The following is a 19,794-nucleotide window of genomic DNA, read 5'->3' on the forward strand; positions in this document are numbered from 1 at the left end:
TTGCGGAGTTCGGGAAAGGCGCTATCGTTCGCACCCCAACACCGATCTAGATAGCAGGGGTTCGGCCGTGACGCTTCTGTTCTGCTCCGCCAGCGACAGCGCCGAGGATTGGCGCCGGGAAATCGCCCGTCATCTTCCCGACCTGGAGATGCGTGTCTGGCCCGAGACCGGCGACGTCGCCGACATCGAGGTCGCGGTGGTGTGGAAGCCGCCGGCCGGCATGCTGGCGACCCTGCCCAACCTGAAGCTGATCGTGTCGCTGGGCGCCGGGGTGGAGCCGATCCTGCTGGATCCGACCCTGCCGGACGTGCCGCTGGTGCGCATGGTGGCGGACGGGCTGACGGCCGACATGGCCGGCTACGTCGTCTTCCAAGTTCTGTACTGGCACCGGCTGATGGACCGCTACGCCGCTCTCCAGGCCGAGGCGCGGTGGGAACAGCTGGACCATCGTCCGGCGTCCGAGGTGACGGTCGGCATCCTGGGCATGGGCGAGCTGGGGGCGGCCTCGGCCCGCACGCTGCGGACGCTGGAATACCGGCTGATGGGCTGGAGCCGCAGCCCCAAGAGCATCGAGGGGGTGGAGAGCTTCTCCGGTCCCGACGGGCTGGCGGCGATGCTGCCGCAGTGCGATGTGCTGGTCTGCCTGCTGCCGCTGACCGACGAGACCCGCGGCATCATGAATGCCGGCCTGTTCGCCGCCCTGCCCAAGGGGGCGGTGGTCGTCAACGCCGCCCGTGGCGGGCATCTGGTCGAGTCGGACCTGCTGGATGCGCTGGAAAGCGGGCATCTGCGCGGCGCCAGCCTGGATGTCTTCGCGACGGAACCGCTGTCGGAGGACCATCCGCTCTGGCGCCATCCGCGGGTCCGCATCACCCCCCATGTCGCCGGGGTCACCCACCCGTCGCTGTGCGCCGGGCAGGTGGCCACCGCGGTGACGGCGCTCCGCGAAGGCCGGCCGATACCCAATCTGGTGGACCGCAGCCGCGGCTACTGACCTTCTCCTATCGAGCGTAGGCCAGGGCTTACGCTCGACGACATCACAACATCTGAACCGCGATCACCGCCAGCAGGGCCGCGATCACCCACAGGGCGGCGCGGTCCGAGCGGCGGCGGGTTTCCCAGCCGTTCAGCATCTGGCGGACGGTCTGCGGGTGCAGGCGCACGCCGCCTTCCGAAATGTCGCGGGTCACCCGCTCCGCCTCGCTGACCAGGGCGGGAATGCGGCGGACGGTGCTCAGGATGGCGCCGGCATCGTTGATGAACTGCGCTTCCGGCCCACGGTTCTCGCGCATCCACTCCTCGATCAGCGGCCGGGCCAGCTCCCACATGTTGATGTTGGGGTTGAGCAGCCGGCCGACGCCCTCCGCCGTCAGCATGCTCTTCTGCAGGAGGAGCAGCTGCGGCTGGGTTTCCATCTCGAACTGTTCGGTGACGGCGAACAGCTGGGCCAGCAGCCGGCCGACCGAGATGTCGGCCAGCGGCTTGTTCTGCAAAGGCTCGCCGATGGCGCGGCAGGCCTGGGTGAAGATCTCGATGGACTGGTGGCGCGGCACGTAGCCGGCCTCGAAATGCACGACGGCGACGCGGCGGTAGTCGCCGGTCAGGAAGCCGATCAGCATGTCGGCAAGGTAATAGCGCGTCTCGCGGTCCAGCCGGCCCATGATGCCGAAATCGACGGCGGTGATGGTGCCCTGTTCATTGATGAACAGGTTGCCGGGATGCAGGTCGGCGTGGAAGAAGCCGTCGCGGAAGACCTGATTGAAGAAGCTGGCCGAGGCCATCGCCAGGATCTCGTCGCGGTCGAAACCGGCGGCGGAGATGCGGGCCGGCTCGTCCACCTTGAAGCCGCGGATGCGCTCCAGCGTCAGCACCCGGCCGCCGGTGCGTTCCCAATCGACCTTCGGCACGTTGAAGGTGTCGTCGTCCTTGAAGTTCGACGCCAGCTCCGACGCGGCGGCCGCCTCCATCCGCAAATCCATCTCCAGCCGCGAGGTGCGGGCGAAAGTGTCGACGATTTCGGTCAGACGCAGCCGCTTCAGCCTGGGCAGGACCCATTGGGCGAGCGCCGCCAGCCGGTAGAACAGGTCGATGTCGCGCTCGAAGGCCTGTTCGATGCCGGGACGCAGCACCTTGACCGCCACCTCCTGCCCGTCGGCGGTGACGGCGAAATGCACCTGGGCGATGGAGGCGGCGGCGACCGGCTTGTCGTCGAAGCTCTGGAACAGCGCCTGGACCGGCTGGCCGAACTCCGCCTCGACGATGGCGCGGGCCTGATGGCCGGGGAAGGGCGGCAGCTTGTCCTGCAACTCGGCCAGATCGACCGCCATCCGCTCGCCGACCAGATCGGAACGGGTGGACAGCAGCTGGCCCAGCTTGATGTAGGTGGGGCCGAGTTCGGCCAGCGCGCGGGCGAGCCGCTCGCCCTCGCGGCCGGGCACGCCCTTGCGGGCGACCCGGCGCCACAGCCAGAGCAGGCCGGGGGCGGTGCCGAGCAGGCTGGTGGGCAGGGCGTCGTGGCGGGCGACCGTCCGGCCGATGACGGCCATCCGGATCAGGTTGCGCAGGATGCGGAACACGGGAGCCTAGATCCGCCAGCCGGAATGGATGGCGGCGATGCCGCCCGACAGGTTGCGCACCCGCACCGCACCGAAGCCGGCCGCCTCGATCCGCCTGGCCAGATCGGCCTGCTGCGGGAAGCGGCGGATGCTCTCGGCCAGATAGCGGTAGCTCGCCTCGTCCTTCGCCACCACGCGGCCCATGAAGGGCAGCACCTGGAAGGAATAGACGTCGTACAGCTCGCGCAGAACCGGCAGCACGACGTGGCTGAATTCCAGGCAGTAGAACTTGCCGCCGGGCTTCAGGACGCGGTGGGCTTCCTTGATCGCCTCGTCGATGCGGGTGACGTTGCGCAGGCCGAAGGCGATGGTGTAGGCGTCGACCGAGCGCGGGGCGATGGGCAGCCGTTCCGCGTCGCCGACCGTCCATTGCACGCCGGACAGGATGTTGCGGTCGATGGCGCGGTCGCGGCCGACCCGCACCATCGCCTCGGTGATGTCGCAGACCACCGCGGCCCCGCCGCCCTTCTTGAGGAAGCGGAAGGCGATGTCGCCGGTGCCGCCCGCCACGTCGAGCAGGGTCATGTCCGGCTTGGGCGCCACCATCTCCATCAGCGTGTCCTTCCACAGCCGATGGATGCCGCCCGACATCAGGTCGTTCATCAGGTCGTAGTTGGTCGCCACGCTGTCGAAGACGGCGCGGACCAGCCCGGACTTGGCGGACGGATCGACGGGGGTGAAGCCGAACCAGTTGCCTTCGGCACCGGACGCGGGTTTTTGCGGGTCGGGGATGCGGTCGCTCATGGCCGGGAAGATAGCGCGGGCAGGGGCCATGCGCCAGCGGGGGCGTGCAATGCGGAAGCCGCTGCGGCGAATGGCGTAGGGCGGAGGGGGGCGCCGGCCGGGAGGTGTCTGCGATGGAACGGCGTGGAACAGTTTTGCGTGTCTGTTCCACGGGGTGCGGTTGGGCGGCGGGCCGTCCGTCCGATGCAGGATGGAACAGGGTGAAACAGTTTTCCGCCGATGTTCCATCCGGTGCTCCATCGCATGGGGTGGGTCTGAAATCCTAGCACGGAAAGCGTGTCCGCAGGAGGGGGACCGGCAAAACTGGGACTGCCCCAACGTCGTCTCATCCCCGCGAAGGCCGAAGAGGAGCCTTGGGTGCATGGCGTTGCAGAAAGCCTCTCCGCCACATCCCCCTTGCATCGCGCCGTCCCCGCGCGTATAAGCGCAGCCTTCCACGGGCGGCGAGGCTGGGCCGGAAGGCTCAGGGCATGCCCACCCGTCCGTTGGAATTCCGCCTCATTTCCACCCAGGAAACGAAAATGCCCAAGCTGAAGACGAAGAGCGGCGCCAAGAAGCGCTTCAAGGTGACCGCCACGGGTAAGGTCCGCGCTCAGGCCGCCTACAAGCGCCACTGCCTGGAACAGAAGTCCCCGAACATGAAGCGCAACGCGCGCGGCATGATGACCCTGTGCGACTCCAACGCCCGCACGGTGCTGAAGAACTGGCTGCGCAACGCCTGATCTCGGCATATCATAGAATTTCGGAAGGACTGAACCATGGCTCGTGTTAAGCGCGGCGTCACGACGCACGCCCGTCACCGCAAGATCCTGAAGCTCGCCAAGGGCTACCGGGGTCGCAACTCCAAGAATTTCCGCATTGCGGTCGAGAAGGTCGAGAAGGCTCTTCGTTATGCCTATCGCGATCGCCGCAACAAGAAGCGCGATTTCCGCGGCCTGTGGATCCAGCGCATCAACGCCGGCGTCCGTCAGTACGGCCTGACCTACTCGCGCTTCATCAACGGCATCAAGCTGGCCGGCATCGAGATCGACCGCAAGGTCCTGTCCGATCTGGCCGCGCGCGAGCCGGAGGCCTTTAAGACCTTGGTGGACCAGGCCCAGGCCGCGCTCGCCTCCAAGGCCGCCGCGTAACGCGCCTCGCGTTTCCTGCATGTCAGGGAACGCTTGCCGTCACGGCGTCAGTTGTAAGAGAAGGGAGCCGGGCCGCTGGGCCGGCTCCCTTTTTCTTTTTGCACCGTTTTCTTCCCCACGCTTGCCGGGAACCGCCATGCTCGACGCGCTGAAAGACGAACTTCTGTCGCAGGTCAACGCCGCCGCCGACCTCTCGGCGCTGGACGAGGTGCGGGTCTCCGCGCTCGGCAAGAAGGGGCGCATCACCGGCTTCATGAAGGAGCTGGGGAACCTCACGCCGGACGAACGCAAGGAGCGCGGTCAGGCGCTGAACGCGCTGAAGGACGAGATCGCCGCCGCCATCGACGCGCGCAAGGCCGACCTCGCCGCAGCCCACCTGAAGGCGCGGCTGGAGGCCGAGCGCGTGGACGTCACCCTGCCGGTCCGCCCCGAGACCGAGGGGCGCATCCACCCGATCAGCCAGACGATGGACGAGATGATCGCCATCTTCGCCGAGATGGGCTTCTCGGTCGCCGAAGGGCCGGATATCGAGGACGATTTCCACAACTTCACCGCCCTGAATTTCCCGCCCGGCCACCCGGCGCGCGACATGCACGACACCTTCTATCTGCCCGACGCAGATGAGAAGAAGATGCTGCTGCGCACCCACACCAGCCCGGTGCAGGTCCGCACCATGCTGAACAACAAGCCGCCGATCCGCATCATCGCACCGGGCCGCACCTACCGCTCCGACTACGACATGACCCACACCCCGATGTTCCACCAGATCGAGGGGCTGGTCATCGACGAGGCGACCAACATGGGGCACCTGAAGGGCTGCCTCGTGGAGTTCTGCCGCGCCTTCTTCGACGTGGACGACCTGCCGCTGCGCTTCCGCCCCAGCTTCTTCCCCTTCACCGAACCGTCGGCGGAGGTCGATATCGGCTGCTCGCGCAAGGGCGGCGAGCTGAAGCTGGGCAATTACGGCGACTGGCTGGAAATCCTCGGCTGCGGCATGGTCCATCCGAACGTGCTGGAAGCCTGCGGCATCGACAGCACCAAGTACCAGGGCTTCGCCTTCGGCATGGGAGTGGAGCGCGTGGCGATGCTGAAATACGGCATCCCCGACCTGCGCACCTTCTTCGAAGCCGACCTGCGCTGGCTGAAGCATTATGGCTTCGCCGCCCTCGACATTCCCAACATCGCCCACGGCCTGACGCGCTAAGGAGCCGGACCCATGAAGTTCACGCTGTCCTGGCTGAAGGACCATCTGGAGACCGACGCCTCGCTCGACCAGATCACGGAGAAGCTGACCGCCCTCGGGCTCGAGGTCGAAGGCATCCAAGACCGGTCGAAGGAGCTGGCGCCCTTCCGCGTCGCCCATGTCGTCTCGGCCGAAAAGCACCCGGACGCCGACAAGCTGCGCGTGCTGATGGTCGATACCGGCGCCGGCACCCTGCAAGTGGTCTGCGGCGCCCCGAATGCGCGCGCCGGCATGAAGGGCGTCTTCGCGCCGGAGGGGACCTATGTCCCCGGTTCCGACATCACGCTGAAGAAAGGCGTCATCCGCGGCGTCGAGTCGAACGGCATGATGTGCTCCAAGCGCGAGCTGAAGCTGTCCGACGAGCATGAGGGCATCATCGAGCTGCCGGACGACGCCCCCGTCGGCGCCGGCTTCGCCGACTATGCCGGGCTGAACGATCCGGTCATCGACATCAACCTGACGCCCGACCGCGCCGACTGCGCCGGGATCCGCGGCATCGCCCGCGACCTCGCCGCCGCCGGCATGGGCACGCTGAAGCCGCTGACCGAGGGGCATCTGGACGCCTCGCCGGTCGCGGGGACCTTCGCCAGCCCGGTCGGGGTTAGCATCGATGTGCCCGAGGCCTGCCCGCTGTTCGTCGGCCGCTATATCCGCGGCGTGAAGAACGGCCCGTCGCCGAAGTGGTTGCAGGACAAGCTGGTGTCCATCGGCCTGCGTCCGATCTCGGCGCTGGTCGACATCACCAACTACCTAACCTTCGACGCCGCCCGTCCGCTGCACGTCTTCGATGCCGACACGGTGAAGGGCAACATCACCGTCCGCATGGGCCGCGAGGGCGAGACGTTGGCGGCGCTGAACGGCAAGGAATACGCGCTGGACGCCGCCATGACCGTGGTGGCCGACGACGAGCGGGCGGAGGCTCTGGCCGGCATCGTCGGCGGCGAGCCGACCGGCTGCACCGAGGCGACTGTCAACGTCTTCGTCGAGGCGGCGCTGTTCGACCCGGTGCGCACGGCGCAGACCGGCCGCCGGCTGGGCATCGATTCGGATGCGCGCTACCGCTTCGAGCGCGGCGTCGATCCGGCCGCCGTGTTCGCCGGCATGGAACGCGCCACCCGACTGATCCTGGAACTGTGCGGCGGCGAGCCGTCGGAACTGGTGGTCGCCGGGGCCGAGCCGCAGTGGAAGCGCAGCCTGAGCTTGCGTCCGGGCCGCGTCGCCGCGCTGGGTGGCGTCGATCTGCCGCGTGAGCGTCAGGTTCAGATCCTGACCGATCTGGGCTTCACCATCGAGAGTGAGGATGCCGAGGGCCGTCTGGTCGTCGGCGTTCCGTCCTGGCGCGCCGATGTCCATGGCGAGGCCGATCTGGTCGAGGAGGTTCTGCGCGTCCATGGCTTCGACGCCATCCCGGCGACGCCGCTGCCGCGCGAGACGGTGCTGACCCGCCCGGCCCTGACGTTGAAGCAGCGCCGCGTCGCGCTGGCCAAGCGCACGCTGGCCGCCCGCGGCCTGTCGGAGGCGGTGACCTGGTCCTTCCTGTCCGGCCCGGTCGCCGGGCTGTTCGGCGGTGGCGAGCCCGGCCTGCGGCTGGTCAACCCGATCAGCAGCGATCTCGACGTCATGCGTCCGTCGGTCCTGCCCAACCTGATCCAGGCCGCCGGCCGCAATGCCGACCGCGGCTTCGCCGACGTGCGCCTGTTCGAGGTCGGGGCGGCCTTCCGCACCCCGGCGCCGGACGGGCAGGATACGGTCGCCGCCGGCATCCGTGCCGGTGCGGCTGTGCCGCGCCATTGGTCGGAGAAGGCCCGCGGGGTCGACGTGTTCGATGCCAAGGCCGATGCGCTGGCGGTGCTGGAGGCGGTCGGCGCCCCGGCCGGCAACCTGCAGGTCACCACCGATGCGCCGGGCTGGTATCATCCCGGCCGTTCCGGCGTGCTGCGACTCGGCCCCACCGTGATGGCCCGCTTCGGCGAGATCCATCCGTCGGTGCTGGACGCGCTGGGCGTCAAGGGGCCGGTCGTCGGCTTCGAGGTGATGCTGGACGCCGTGCCGCTGCCCAAGAAGAAGGGTGGTACCGCCAAGCCGATGGTCCAGCTCTCCGCCTTCCAGCCGGTGGAGCGCGATTTCGCCTTCGTCGTCGACCGCAAGGTGGAGGCCGACAAGATCCTCCGTGCCGTCAAGGGCGCCGACAAGGCGCTGGTCAAGGATGTCGCAGTCTTCGACGTCTATGACGGGCCGGGAGTGGGTGAAGGTCGCAAGTCGGTCGCCGTGTCGGTCACCTACCAGCCGACCACCGCAACCCTGACCGATGAAGCGATCGAAGCCGTCGGCCAGAAAATCGTCGCGGCGGTGGTCAAGGCGACCGGAGGAAGCCTACGCGCTTGAGAAAAACCCTCCGGGGTTGAAATTACCGTTGTGTAAGAGACAGGGCCTCCGCTTCGGCGGGGGCTCTTTTCGTTTGTCCTACCTGAAGGATTCACGAAAGGCTCCTTCAAGATAGCCCACCGCGCAATCATATGATGAATTGCTGATTGATGAATCTCGAGTGCATTCGCTAAGGGAAAACTCTGGGGCTGTTTGTTGCAATTCAATGTTTGACGCCAGGACGTTGATCTATGGGAAGATTGGGGGGCAGGATTGTTTGTCCCCGGTGGACCCACGATGTGTTCGATGTCACGATTACGGCACAGGCGATGCGTGCATTGCCTTGGCAAGTCGAATGCCCATCACACTGCAAGCGACGAAGCGGGGGAAGTCTATGGTTGATCCAGCGGGCGGTCAGGCAACCAAACCGGAGTCCGGCAGGCCACTCATCCTGGTGGTGGACGACGACCGCTCGATCGTCGAGGGGCTGGCGATTCTGCTGGACGGCTGGGGGTACGAGGTGGTCAAGGCGCTCAGCGCCGCCGCGCTGGAGGCACAGCTCGGTGGGTTGGGCCGGGTGCCGAACCTGATCATCGCCGACCATTACCTGCCGGCCGGCCGCACCGGCCGCGAGGTGGTGGAGCGAGTCCGCACCGAAACCGGGCAGCAGGTCCCGGCCATCATCCTGACCGGCGACAGCACGCCCGAGCGCCGCGACGAGGCCCAACTGATGGGCTGCGAGCTGCTGTTGAAGCCGGTTCAGGTCGGGCCGTTGCGCGAGGCGGTCGAAGCGCTGTGCAGCCGGTAGGGCCGATTTATTCCGAGTGAAGGTGAGGTTGCTGCAACCGGCCCGTCAGGCGGCCGGTCCTGCTGCGGAACGGGGCAGGTCGATCTCCGGCAGCACGGCGAGGAAGGCATCGACCACCGCCGGGTCGAACCGCAGACCGGCCAGCCGGCGGATTTCATCCACGGCCTGATCGCGGCCCAGCGCCGGACGATAGGGCCGGTCGCGCGTCATGGCATCATAGGCGTCGGCAACGGCGACGATGCGGGCGCACAGCGGGATCGCCGCCCCGGTGCGGCCGTCGGGGTAGCCGGTGCCATCCCAGTTCTCGTGGTGCCAGCGTGCCACCGCCGCCCCCAGATGAAGATGGGTCGGACCGTCGGCCAGATGGCTCGCCTGGTTCAGCAGGTTGGCGCCGGCCAGCGTGTGGGCCTGCATGGCGCTGCGCTCCGCCGCATCGAGCGGTCCGGGCTTCGACAGGATCGCCGAGTTCACCGCGGCATTGCCGATGTCGTGCAGAATGGCCGCGAGGCCGATGATCTCCAGCGTCGATTCGTCCAGCGTGTCGGCGAAGAGAGCGTCGGCATGCAGGCGGCGGGCGATCCGTTCGGTGATTGCGGCGATGCGCAGCGACCGGCTGAACCGGTCGCCCCCCGTCCCGTCCTCTGCTGCATCCGCGCCCATTTCAGTGCAGGCGGCCCCCTCCTTGGCAGGTCCGTCGGCGGTCAGCGCGCCGCGGCCGCGTTCGGCCAGATCGGCCAGCGCCGCCAGCGTGCCCTGCTGGGCGCGGTAGAGCTGCTCGTAATGGTGCAGATTGTCGAAACCGACGGAAATCTTGCCGCAGAACACCTCGATCAGCTTGCGGTCCAACTCCGACAGCGGCCGGTTGGAGCGCAGGTAGACCACCGTTTCCCGGTCGTTCGGCGTGCGGATGTAGAGCGTGCAATGGTCGCCGGCAAAGACATGCGCCCGCCTTTCCAGGCAGGCGGTCACCGCGGCCAGCACCGCCGGATCGACATGGCCGGCGGCGGGTTCGTTGATGAGATCCTCGAACCGGCCCGATCCAGCCAGCACATAGAGGCTGTTGCCGGTTGCTGCCTCGACCGGCTGGTTGCTGCTACCCCGGCGTCCGGCACCGCCGCGCTGCACGCACAGGATGGCGTCCGGCCCTACCCCCAGCAGGCCCGACAGCTGGGTCAGCACGCCGGCCGCGAACAGCTTCATCGAGCGGGCGCGGAACAGCGACGACGACGCCTCGATGATCTTCTCCAGGCCACGGCGGTTGGCGTCGATCGCCACGATGTCCTCGTAGGAGCGGAGCGCCGCGACCGTGGTGGTGAACAGCTGCTGGGCGGTCAGCTGGGTCTTCGCCTTGTAGTCGTTGATGTCGTAATCGAGGATCACCGCCCGTTCCGGCGCCTGTCCCGGCTGGCCGGTGCGCAGGATGATGCGCACGTTGCGGTTCTGCAGCTCTTCGCGGATGTGGTGGACCAGCCGCAGGCCGGCATCCTCCGTCTCCATCACCACGTCGAGCAGGATCAGCGCGATGTCGCTCTCCCGAGCCAGGATCCGCCGGGCCTCCGCCGCCGAATGGGCGGACAGGAAGCGGGCCTTGCGGCCCTTGAAGGCGAAGTCGGACAGGACGAGCTTGGTGATCGCATGGACCTCCGGCTCGTCATCGACAATCAGCATGGTCCAGCGGCTGCCGGGCGCCTCCCCGGCGGCGGCACCATCTTCGGGGCCATTTCCGAGGGCGTCTTCCGGGGCGGTGTCGTCGAGGAAGACCAGATCCTCGTCTGCCGACTCGGGGGCCGGCTCGGATGCCGGATCGGTGCGGGGGGCGTCCTCAGGTCCGGTCGGGTCGGCGTCGGTCATGGCTCTTCATTCGTGAAAGGGTCATGAGGACGGGCTTGGCCGGCCCGCATGGCGGTCGTTCATCAAAACGTATCCAGCTCGATCACCGTACAATCGAGCGCACGTTGTGCCAACGTGCCGCAGGCGGTGTCGACCTGCAAGCGCGTGAAGGGGGCGACGCCGACCTCGTACAGCAGCCGGCCCTTGCGGAACACCGGCCAGACCATCGCAGGCAGGTCGCGATAGGCGCTGCCCGGCCCGGCGGTGAACTCCTTCCAGGCGCGCAGACCCTCGGCGTAGCTGACATATTCGCCGAGCTTGATGCCGTAGAGCATGCCCGGCTCGACCGGCGGCATCCCCGGCAGCGGATAGGGGGCGGCCACCCCGACCAGCCCCTGGACCGGCGCCAGGGCGCGGGTGCCGGCGGGCAGGGCCAGCGTCGCCTCGCCATCGGCCGCACCGATCAGCGCCACCACGTCGCCCTTGCGCAGGGTGAAGCTGCGCCGCTTGCGGTTGGCCAGGATCTCGGTCGCGGAAATCGGGCCGGCGGCGACGACATAACCCTCCGCCGGGGTCTGCGCCGCCTTGTCCCAGGCCGCCCGCGGGACGACCGCGGCGCTGCGGTGGGGTGCGGGCGCGTCCGCCGGCTGGTTGGCGGCGGGCTTGGACGGCCGCGGCCCTTCGCCGCCGATTGCCGGCCGGCCGGTGACCATCAGCGCCGGGTCCAGAGAATCGGCAGGGACATAGCCGATGGGCTGGCCGCCGATGGCGATCTCTGTCCAATAGGTGCCGCGCGGCGTGCCGAGTGCGTTGAGCGCCTTGCCCTGCTTCAGTGTCATGACGATGCGGGCATCCTCGCTGGGACCGATCCGCACCTCGATGTCGCGGTTCAGCACCACCTCGCCGGTCAGCGGGGCGCCGATGGCGACGGGGCTCTGCGCCCAGGCCGGCGGGGTTGCTGCAACGATGCCGGCACAGGCGAGGAGAAGGGCGAGCGCCGGGAGGAGGCAACGGGGCGGCACGGCGATCATTGGGCGGCTTCCTTGGCGGACACCGGTGACGCGGCGGGCGGCGGGGCAAGCGGCGGCTTCCGGCGGCCCAGCAACTGGCCGCCGACGAGGTCGTGGATCGCGTCGGCCAGCAGCCGCACCGGCTTGGGCGCCGTGCCGCGGGCGCGGTGCAGGGCGATGTCGACGTCCGGCAGGTCGGGAAAGCCCTCGGCCGCACCGATGCGGCGCAGGCTGGGCGGGACGGTGCAGGCCTCCATCGCCGTCACCCCCAGCCCGCCCATCACCGCGCCATGGACGGCGACGACGCTCTTGCTGGTGAAGGCGACGCGCCAGTCGCGCCCGATCCCGTCCAGGGCGGCGACGGCGATGTCGCGCACGACGCAGCCCTTGGGGAACAGAGCCAGCGGCAGCGGATCGAGGCTTTCCACCGGACGGTAGGCCGGCAGCGGCGAAGCGGGGTCGAGCGGCGGGGCGACCCAGGACACCGGCTCCTGCCGCACCAGCTCGCCGCCCGCCTCGCCGGCCTTGCGGGTGATCAGCGCCAGGTCGTAGCGGCCCTTCTCGATCTCCGCCACCAGATCGGGGCTGTTGTCGCAGACGACCTCGACCATCACGTCGGGATAGGCGGCGTTGAAGCGGGCCAGGATCTCCGGCAGCAGCATGGTGGCGTAGTCGTCGGGGGTGCCGATGCGCACGCTCGCCACCGTCGGGCTGCGGTGCATCAGCGCCAGCACCTCGTCGTTCAGGGTCAGCATGCGGCGGGCATAGGCCAGCAGCACCTCGCCGTCGCGGGTCATGCGCACGCCGTGGGTGTCGCGTTCGAACACGCGCTTGCCCACCGTGTCCTCCAGCCGGCGCACCTGCTGGCTGACCGCCGCCTGGGTGCGGCCCAGCCTTTCGCCGGCGCGGGTGAAGCTGGCGCTGTCGGCCACGGCGACGAAGGCGCGCAGCAGGTCGGTATCGAGATTGGCGGGCATCTGGGGAACCGGAAGTTGCCGCTTATTCAAGCAGAGCGCCGGCCCGTCCGCAACGGCGCGGTCATTACGAATCGTGATGACACCATAATGCCTATTCGTTTCCAAGGGATTGGCGGACCCCCCATTGTCGGCCTCCGACCCCTTTGGAGTTTCCGATCATGTCGCTGTTCGCCGCCTGGACCGGCACGGTTCTCGGTGCCGCCCGCATGGAGCCGCCCGCCATCCCGACCCCGGCCATGCCGGAACCGCGGCGCTTCCGCCTCGCCTACAATCCGCTGCCGTCGACCGTGCCCGCGTTGGGTTATCGTCTGACGGTGGATCACGCGCCGTCGTCCGTGCGGTTGCCGCTGGCAACTCCGGGCCGCCAGCGTCTTGAGAAGTAGGCAATCCGCAGCCTATCCTGCCGCCGATAACTATGCGGGCAGGAGTGGGCGATGGCGCGGGTCTATGTGCTGTACACCGGGGGCACCATCGGGTGCGTGACCAATCCCAACGGGGCGCTGGCGCCGGTGCCGGGCATGGAGTTCGAAAAGCTGGCCCTGTCGGTGCCCGGCCTGTCGGACCACCGGATAAAGGATTATCCGGACCTGAGCTGGACCATGGACTGGTTCGACCGCACGCTCGACAGTTCCAACATGACGCCGGCGGACTGGGTCGCCATCGCCCGCCGGCTGCTGTCGGTGTACGACCGGTATGACGGCTTCGTCGTGCTGCACGGCACCGACAGCATGGCCTACAGCGCGTCGGCCCTGTCCTTCCTGCTGCCCGGCCTGTCGAAGCCGGTGGTGTTCAGCGGATCGCAGGTGCCGCTGTCCTTCACGCTGAGCGATGCGTCGGCCAATCTGGTCGGCGCCATCGTGGCGGCCGGCACCCTGCCGGTGCCGGAGGTCTGCGTCTATTTCGACACCAAGCTGCTGCGCGGCAACCGGTCGTCGAAGGTCGACGCCAACCGCTTCGCCGGCTTCGATTCCCCCAACTTCCCGCCGCTCGCCACCATCGGCAGCGTGTTCGCCCGCAACGAGCCGCATTGGCTGCCGATGCCGGACAAGCAGGTTTCGCTGGCCGAGCCGAACAACCGGGCCAAGCGGATGGCGGCGCTGGACGCCCTGCCGGCGGCGCTGGCGGGCTTCTCCGTTATCATGCTGTGGCTCTATCCCGGCATCCGCGCCAGCACGGTGTCGGCGATGCTGACCGGCACCAGCCCGGCGGCGAAGGGGGCGATCGTGCTGGCCTATGGCGAGGGCAACGGCTCGACCGATCCGGACTTCCTTCAAGCGCTGTCGGCGGCGGTGAAGGCCGGGGTCGTGCTGATGGACAACACCCAGGTGCAGCGCGGCGCGGTGCTGCCCGGCGCCTATGCCACCGGGCTGGCTGCCGTGGGTGCGGTCGGCGCCTATGACATGACGCCGGAAGCCAGCTACGCCAAGCTGGTCTGCCTGTTCGCCGACGGGCTGGACGCGGCGGCGGTCAAGGCGGCGATGCCGGTGCCGCAGGCCGGCGAGCTGACGGTGATCGGGGACTGAGACCCGCCCGGCCGGAGGCGGGGGCCGCGCGGGCCGTCCGCCTCCGGCACTGGCTTACAGGCCCGGCTTACTGGCCCATGCCGGGCTGGGCCGGGGCCATGGTGCCGCGGTTCATCGTGCCGTTGCCCATGGTGCCTTGGTTCATGGTCCCGGTGCCCATGGAGCCATTGCCCATCGAACCCTGGTTCATCGTGCCCTGGTTCATCGAACCTGAGCCCATGCCGCCCATCTGGCCGCTCCCCATCTGGCCGCCCATGGCGCCGCCGGTCGAGCTGCCGTAGCCGGTGTTGGCCTGGCTGCTGTACTGGGCGAGCTGCTGAAGCTCCATCTGGTCCTGCATGACGACGACCTGCTTGCCGCGCCGCTCGAAGGAGGCCGGGGGCAGCATGACGGTCTGGCCGGACTTGGCCAGCTTCAGCTCGACCATGGTCTGGCCGTCGGCGCCGGTGGTGACGTTCTGGATGGTGCCGGCGACGGGGCCTCCATGGCGGTGGACCACCCGCTTGCCGATCATGTCCCGGCTGGCCTGGACGTCGCGGGCGCCGGTGTCCATCGTGCCGTTGGCGACGGCGTTGGACTTGGCGGACCCGCCGGTCTGGGCATGGCCGGGCGCGGCAACGGCCATCAGCATCAGGGCCGGAACCGCGGCGGCGAGAAACTTGCGCATGTCATCCTCCCGGATTGAACCACAACAGGGGAGGCGCCGCGCGGGAGCGGCACCGTCCTGGGTGTGATGACACCCGAACGGCCGTTTTGTTGCGCAAGTTGTACGGAATTGCCGATCTGCACAAAAAAGGCGGACCGAAGCCCGCCTTTCCGTTTTCCTTACTCGTCGCCCATCTTGAGCGCGGCGATGAAGGCACTCTGCGGGATTTCGACCTGCCCGAACTGGCGCATGCGCTTCTTGCCTTCCTTCTGCTTGTCCAGCAGCTTGCGCTTGCGGCTGATGTCGCCGCCGTAGCACTTGGCGGTCACGTCCTTGCGCATGGCGCTGATGCTCTCGCGGGCGATGATCTTGCCGCCGATGGCGGCCTGCACGGCGATCTTGAACAGCTGGCGCGGGATCAGCTCCTTCAGCCGTTCGCAGAGCTGGCGGCCGCGGCGTTCGGACTGGCTGCGGTGGACGATCATCGATAGGGCGTCGACCGGCTCGGCATTCACCAGGATCGACAGCTTCACGAGGTCGCCTTCCTCGTAGCTGTCCATCTGGTAGTCGAAGCTGGCATAGCCGCGGCTGATCGACTTCAGCCGGTCGTAGAAGTCGAACACCACCTCGTTCAGCGGCAGGCGATAGACCAGCATGGCGCGGGCGCCGGCATAGGTCAGTTCGATCTGCTGGCCGCGCCGCTCGGTACACAGCTGGAGGACGCCGCCGAGATACTCGTCGGGCAGCATGATGGTGGCCTTGATCCACGGCTCGTCGATGTGGTCGATCCGCATCACGTCGGGCATGTCGGCCGGATTGTGCAGGTCCCGCACCGTCCCGTCGGTCATCGTCAGCTTGTAGACCACCGAGGGGGCGGTGGTGATGAGGTCGAGGTTGAACTCGCGCTCCAGCCGCTCCTGGATGATCTCCAGATGCAGCAGGCCGAGGAAGCCGCAGCGGAAGCCGAAGCCCAGCGCCGCCGACGTCTCCGCCTCGTAATGGAAGCTGGCGTCGTTCAGCTTCAGCTTGCCCAGGCTGTCGCGCAGCCGCTCGAAATCGGCGGCATCGACCGGGAACAGGCCGCACCACACCACGGGAATCGACGGCTTGAAGCCGGCCAGCGCCTCGGAGGCCGGCTTGCGCTCGTCGGTGATGGTGTCGCCGACCTTGGTCTGGGTGATGTCCTTGATCGCGGCGGTGATGAAGCCCATCTCGCCCGGCCGCAGCTCGCCGGTCAGCAGCGCCTTCGGGGTGAAGACGCCGACGCGGTCGACGTCGTGGGCGCTGCCGGCGGCCATGAAGCGCACCTTCTGGTTCACCTTCAGCACGCCGTCGACGACGCGCACCAGAATGACGACGCCGAGATAGGGGTCGTACCAGCTGTCGACCAGCAGCGCCTTCAGCGGCGCGTCGGCATCGCCCTTGGGTGGCGGCAGCCGCTTGACCACCGCCTCCAGCACCGCGCCGATGTTGAGGCCGGACTTGGCCGAGATCTCCACCGCGTCGGAGGCGTCGAGGCCGATCACGTCCTCGATCTGCTGCTTGATCCGCTCCGGCTCGGCGGCGGGCAGGTCGATCTTGTTGAGGACCGGGATGATCTCGTGGTTGTTGTCGATCGCCTGATAGACGTTGGCGAGCGTCTGCGCCTCGACCCCCTGGGAGGCGTCGACCACCAGGATTGAGCCCTCGCAGGCGGCCAAGCTGCGGCTGACCTCATAGGCGAAGTCGACGTGGCCGGGGGTGTCCATCAGGTTCAGCGTGTACTGCTTGCCGTCCTCGGCCTTGTAGAGCAGGCGGACGGTCTGGGCCTTGATGGTGATGCCGCGCTCGCGCTCGATGTCCATGCTGTCGAGCACCTGTTCGCGCATCTCGCGCGCGTCGAGGCCGCCGCACTGCTGGATCAACCGGTCGGCAAGGGTCGACTTGCCATGGTCGATGTGGGCGATGATCGAGAAATTGCGTATGTGCGAGAGGTCAGTCATCGGGGCCCAAACAAGCGAGAGTTTGCCGGGAACATAGGGCGGACAGGGGATGGGCGCAATGATGGTGTGTCGGCGGGGGCCGCGGAGGGCGTACGGGCGGTTGCGGAGGGGCGGAGTGAGGGGTGGGTGGAACGGGATGGAACGTTTTTCGGCGGGGTATTCACTGTTCCATCGGGGGCGGGCGGGGCAGAGGGCCGGCGGGGAGTGGAACGTGTGGAACAGGATGGAACGGTTTTCCGGGGGGTGTTCAGTGTTCCATCCGGGCGGGCGTGTGGGGGGAGGACGGGCCGCGGGGCGGCTTCGGCGGAGCGGGCGGAGGTGGCGGATCGCCACTGTCGGGGCATGCGGTGCCCTCCGCGGGTGGGGGAGGGCGTAGCGTAGCATGGATGGGGGAGAGGGGTAAGAGTGGGGTGGAAAGTGAAGTAGGGGCTTGGATTAATGTTGCGATGGGTTGGGAGTTCGTTGGGACACCCCGATTTCTGAGCCAGTCGGCGACATCGCGCAGCGGAATGGTTTGGCCGGCCACAGCGCGTGAGCGGGCTTCGGTGATGGTGTGAACCAACAGTGCTTCGATAGGTAACTGAGGAGCAGTTTCAAAGTTGGTTGTGTATCGGACATTGAATCGTTCATGGAGGCAAATTTGCTTGAAAATCTATTAATGAAATCTCATTTTTGGCGCCCAGAGTTGCTGTGCGCCGCACAATAATTGAGTCGAAAGCCAGTGTGTGCTACCGTGGGAAAAGTCGGACAATTGATTGTGGCGTTTCAATATGACCAATATTGCCCACTTTTCGGTCGCTACCCGCCTGACCCGGTTGCTTGGCGAGACATACAGATCCAGTGAGGCGGCTCTCAAAGAGCTTGTTGATAACGCCTGGGATGCCGATGCCAATAATGTTTGGATCACTCTTCCTGCGCCTCTGACTAATGACGCCATCATCGTTCAGGACGATGGTAGTGGAATGACGGGGCATGAACTTCGAAGCGAATACCTTAATATCGCGAGCGATAAGCGTGCGCGAACCGGCGAAAGAACTCCGAAATTTAATCGCAGGGTTAAGGGAAGAAAAGGAATCGGAAAATTTTCCGGACTTATGGTTGCTGGTCATATGGCAATTGAGGCGGTAGCTCGGGGTCGGCAATGCAAAATTTTGATAGACAAGAAATCACTTATCGAAAATCCGAATGACCTTGAAGCGGTACCGTTACCTTTTTCAGATGAGCCCCTTGTAGGGGCAGCGACTGGGACGAAGATTGTTCTCTCAAGCCTCGACCAGAGTTTGAATTTTCCGAATCCTGATCGCTTGCGTGAATTGCTAATTCATGAATATGGCAGAGAGGATGGGTTCAGGGTTTTTGTGAATAATGTGCAGCTGTCCATTGAAGACGTTCCAGGGCAATCATCTCACGCATCTGCAGAATTGCCAGACGCTGGGTTAGTAAATTTGCGATTTACGGTAGCGGATGGCAGGAAAATTCCAAAGTTTCCGGGCATTATTCTTAGAGTTGATGGGAAAACTGTTGGCAGGCCTGTCCTGTTCGGATTGGATGAAGACGATGAAATTCCACAAAAGCTGGTCAAACGTGTTTATGGGGAAGTCGAGCTTACAGGTCTTGAGGATGCTGTGACAGCTGATTGGGGGGCTATAATTGAGAACAGCAAAGCTTACATAGAGGTTAAGGAGTATGTGGTTAAAACTATTAAGGAAGTGCTTCGCTCTGTCCATTACAGAGAGATGAATTTACAGAAGGCGCGGATTGAGAAAAAGGTCAGGCAAAGGCTCCAAGAGATCCCTGAGTTTCGCCGTAAATATGCTCAAGAGGCTGTAGAAAGAATTTTGAATAAGTTTTACGGAGAAAGTGATGAGCGGGTTGTGACTGTGGTAGAAGTTGCTCTGGATGCAATGGAGCACGACGTCTATTGGGCTATCATAGATCAAATAGCCGCTTCTAGCCATGGGGATGTAAGTAATTTTGCTGCGTCACTTGAGCAGTTTGGTTTGATCGAGCTTTCGACGATAGCTATCCAGGCTAATCGCCGGCTACAGTTTCTCGACTATCTTGATGAGCTAATTCGAAAGCCGGAAACGTTGGAGAAGGATATTCATCAAGCTATTGAAAATAGCCTTTGGGTGTTTGGAAGAAAATATTCTTTAATGTCTTCCAACATTACTTTGCGCAAAATAATAGAGAGCTACTGTGGATCCTCGTTTAAGGGTAATCGTGCATCAAAAAGGCCGGATTTGCTTCTGTCTCAAGATTACGGTGATAGATATCTACTGGTCGAGTTCAAGCGTGCGTTTCACAGCATCACAAGAGACGATATAGCGCAGGCAGAGAAATATAGGGATGATCTATCTAGTAAGCTTTCATCAAAAGCAAGGATGGAAATAATAATGGCCGGAAAGGGGCGGGTTGATACAATAGATATTAATAGGCTTGCTGATGGTATATTCATAGAGTCTTACGAGAGTATCATATCATCTGCAAGAAATGATTTGGAGTGGCTGGTTAGGTCTTTGTCTCATTAATCTTTGTTCGTTCCGTAATTTTGGTGAGGTGGCTAATTGTTTCCGGGATTTCGGCAGTAACTAATTGCGTCAGCGCTTTGCTGGCAGATGTTAGGACGCCGGGAAGGCCGGAGACCGCCTCGCCATTGGTGACGGATTGCACCGGGGGAACTGGGCGGGTGCCACGGGCGACCGCCAGCATCTCGTCGCGCAAATCATGCAAGGTCCGCATTCTCGGGTTTCCTGGCGTCCTCGGGGTTCTTCAACGCAGCGGCTGGTTAAGCGCTTTGAGTATGCGCTAGGCGAGGGGATGCGGCTATCAGATTTGCCTTCGCGCGGGCAGGGGACGCGCGAGAGGCAATGCGGTTCGGGACTCTCGGGGTGTCCCTCACCCTCCCCACGCCTTCGGCGC

At 65.7% G+C, this 19,794-nt stretch carries 17 protein-coding genes; 9 read left to right on the plus strand and 8 right to left on the minus strand.

Features of this window, described 5'->3' with window-relative positions; genetic code table 11:
* Positions 1–67 precede the first annotated feature (67 nt).
* Positions 68–994: a 2-hydroxyacid dehydrogenase gene (locus tag ABNQ39_RS13875; protein ID WP_376958119.1), complete on the plus strand. Its 927-nt coding sequence runs from the start codon at positions 68–70 to the stop codon at positions 992–994.
* A gap of 43 nt (positions 995–1,037) precedes the next feature.
* Here the strand turns inward: ABNQ39_RS13875 and ubiB are convergent, their stop codons facing one another.
* Positions 1,038–2,576 carry a 2-polyprenylphenol 6-hydroxylase gene (gene ubiB / locus ABNQ39_RS13880; protein ID WP_376958120.1) on the minus strand — a complete coding sequence of 513 codons (1,539 nt, stop codon included), beginning with the start codon at positions 2,574–2,576 and terminating at the stop codon, positions 1,038–1,040.
* A gap of 6 nt (positions 2,577–2,582) precedes the next feature.
* Positions 2,583–3,359 carry a class I SAM-dependent methyltransferase gene (locus ABNQ39_RS13885; RefSeq protein ID WP_109049679.1) on the minus strand — a complete coding sequence of 259 codons (777 nt, stop codon included), beginning with the start codon at positions 3,357–3,359 and terminating at the stop codon, positions 2,583–2,585.
* A 521-nt stretch (positions 3,360–3,880) separates the two neighbouring features.
* On the opposite strand from ABNQ39_RS13885, the gene rpmI reads away from it, so the two are divergent.
* From rpmI to ABNQ39_RS13910, 5 genes are all read left to right on the plus strand, one after another.
* Positions 3,881–4,081 carry a 50S ribosomal protein L35 gene (gene rpmI, locus ABNQ39_RS13890; RefSeq protein WP_012975158.1) on the plus strand — a complete coding sequence of 67 codons (201 nt, stop codon included), beginning with the start codon at positions 3,881–3,883 and terminating at the stop codon, positions 4,079–4,081.
* Between the two features lie 36 nt (positions 4,082–4,117).
* Positions 4,118–4,489 (plus strand): 50S ribosomal protein L20, encoded by a 372-nt coding sequence (gene rplT / locus ABNQ39_RS13895; RefSeq protein WP_098740681.1) that lies wholly within the window; start codon positions 4,118–4,120, stop codon positions 4,487–4,489.
* A gap of 136 nt (positions 4,490–4,625) precedes the next feature.
* Positions 4,626–5,693, plus strand: a complete 1,068-nt coding sequence (gene pheS, locus ABNQ39_RS13900) for a phenylalanine--tRNA ligase subunit alpha (protein ID WP_376958121.1) — start codon at positions 4,626–4,628, stop codon at positions 5,691–5,693.
* A gap of 12 nt (positions 5,694–5,705) precedes the next feature.
* Positions 5,706–8,117: a phenylalanine--tRNA ligase subunit beta gene (gene pheT / locus ABNQ39_RS13905; RefSeq protein WP_376958122.1), complete on the plus strand. Its 2,412-nt coding sequence runs from the start codon at positions 5,706–5,708 to the stop codon at positions 8,115–8,117.
* A 373-nt stretch (positions 8,118–8,490) separates the two neighbouring features.
* Positions 8,491–8,904 carry a response regulator gene (locus tag ABNQ39_RS13910; RefSeq protein ID WP_376958123.1) on the plus strand — a complete coding sequence of 138 codons (414 nt, stop codon included), beginning with the start codon at positions 8,491–8,493 and terminating at the stop codon, positions 8,902–8,904.
* Between the two features lie 45 nt (positions 8,905–8,949).
* On the opposite strand, the gene ABNQ39_RS13915 is transcribed toward ABNQ39_RS13910, so the two are convergent.
* From ABNQ39_RS13915 to ABNQ39_RS13925, 3 genes are all read right to left on the minus strand, one after another.
* Positions 8,950–10,755, minus strand: a complete 1,806-nt coding sequence (locus ABNQ39_RS13915; protein ID WP_376958124.1) for a DUF3369 domain-containing protein — start codon at positions 10,753–10,755, stop codon at positions 8,950–8,952.
* A 62-nt stretch (positions 10,756–10,817) separates the two neighbouring features.
* Entirely contained in the window at positions 10,818–11,765 is a 948-nt protein-coding gene (locus tag ABNQ39_RS13920; RefSeq protein ID WP_376958125.1) for an SH3 domain-containing protein, read from the minus strand.
* Complete coding sequence (locus tag ABNQ39_RS13925; protein ID WP_376958126.1) at positions 11,762–12,721, minus strand: LysR substrate-binding domain-containing protein; 960 nt, start codon at positions 12,719–12,721, stop codon at positions 11,762–11,764. Before ABNQ39_RS13925 ends, ABNQ39_RS13920 begins: the two co-directional genes overlap by 4 nt.
* A 158-nt stretch (positions 12,722–12,879) precedes the next feature.
* Here ABNQ39_RS13925 and ABNQ39_RS13930 point away from each other — a divergent pair, with 158 nt between their 5' ends.
* Both ABNQ39_RS13930 and ABNQ39_RS13935 read left to right on the plus strand, forming a co-directional pair.
* Positions 12,880–13,104 carry a hypothetical protein gene (locus ABNQ39_RS13930; RefSeq protein ID WP_376958127.1) on the plus strand — a complete coding sequence of 75 codons (225 nt, stop codon included), beginning with the start codon at positions 12,880–12,882 and terminating at the stop codon, positions 13,102–13,104.
* 51 nt (positions 13,105–13,155) lie between these two features.
* Positions 13,156–14,244 (plus strand): asparaginase, encoded by a 1,089-nt coding sequence (locus ABNQ39_RS13935; RefSeq protein WP_376958128.1) that lies wholly within the window; start codon positions 13,156–13,158, stop codon positions 14,242–14,244.
* Between the two features lie 67 nt (positions 14,245–14,311).
* Here ABNQ39_RS13935 and ABNQ39_RS13940 read toward each other — a convergent pair whose 3' ends face one another.
* A complete protein-coding gene (locus tag ABNQ39_RS13940; RefSeq protein ID WP_376958129.1) occupies positions 14,312–14,911 on the minus strand; it encodes a hypothetical protein in 600 nt (199 codons plus the stop codon).
* 158 nt (positions 14,912–15,069) lie between these two features.
* On the minus strand, positions 15,070–16,872 hold the full coding sequence (lepA, locus tag ABNQ39_RS13945) for a translation elongation factor 4 (RefSeq protein ID WP_109049688.1): 1,803 nt from the start codon (positions 16,870–16,872) through the stop codon (positions 15,070–15,072).
* Between the two features lie 770 nt (positions 16,873–17,642).
* On the opposite strand from lepA, the gene ABNQ39_RS13950 reads away from it, so the two are divergent.
* Positions 17,643–19,403 (plus strand): ATP-binding protein, encoded by a 1,761-nt coding sequence (locus ABNQ39_RS13950; RefSeq protein WP_376958130.1) that lies wholly within the window; start codon positions 17,643–17,645, stop codon positions 19,401–19,403.
* On the opposite strand, the gene ABNQ39_RS13955 is transcribed toward ABNQ39_RS13950, so the two are convergent.
* On the minus strand, positions 19,384–19,614 hold the full coding sequence (locus ABNQ39_RS13955; protein ID WP_376958131.1) for a hypothetical protein: 231 nt from the start codon (positions 19,612–19,614) through the stop codon (positions 19,384–19,386). The genes ABNQ39_RS13950 and ABNQ39_RS13955 overlap by 20 nt on opposite strands.
* Positions 19,615–19,794: the final 180 nt, after the last annotated feature.

It is taken from the genome of Azospirillum sp. A26 (assembly GCF_042604635.1).
Taxonomy (GTDB): domain Bacteria; phylum Pseudomonadota; class Alphaproteobacteria; order Azospirillales; family Azospirillaceae; genus Azospirillum; species Azospirillum palustre.